This window comes from Mesorhizobium sp. WSM4844, assembly GCF_055811775.1.
This window is the reverse complement of sequence record NZ_JBVVQB010000178.1, coordinates 1-595: the sequence shown is the minus strand read 5'-3', so window position 1 is coordinate 595 and position 595 is coordinate 1. Positions and strand designations below refer to the sequence as shown.

The window sequence follows — 595 nt, the reverse complement described above, 5'->3', positions numbered from 1 at the left end:
ATCGCCATTCAGCAGCCGCTGAGCGAAGGCGGCCGCGTGCCGATGCAGCCCCCCATGCAGCAGTTTGGTGAATTGCCATTGGCAGGGGTACCCGTTCAAGGCCCAGGGTCCGAACACATGGGAAGGCTGCATGCGGAGGCCGCGCCCTTTGCAAGGTCTGAGGCGACCCCCGCTGCGGTCGAGGACTTCATAAACGTCCCATTCGCCGTCCCTGAAGGCTTCTCCCACGGGACTCAACGCATCCCAGACGCGATGCTCTCTTCCTTGTACCATTATGGCCTCTTGCCGGACGCGGACCAGCCGGAATGGAACTACGAGATTAAAGGTCACGGCTACACCGCCCGGAGGCCAGAGGGAGGCAACGACGTTTGGCTTGTCGATCGCGGTGCGATGAGGGAAGCTGCAGTGGCGGCAGTATCGGCAAGCGCTCCAGGACACGCCTTGCCTGCGACCGCGAGGCTGTCAGACACCTATCGCGGTGTTCCGTTGGTCGATCTGACCACCTCTTCCGATGCACGGATCGGAGCTTTTCCGTCAGGCTGGTCCAACCTTCCCGCGGGGGCGGTGCTCGGGGCCACCGAACTGCTGAGCGACG

General features: G+C 63.4%; 1 pseudogene. It reads left to right on the top strand.

From position 1 onward, the window contains the following. Positions 1-54: 54 nt before the first annotated feature. Positions 55-595: pseudogene (locus AC0L2A_RS36325) on the top strand (Ulp1 family isopeptidase); the annotation flags it as partial.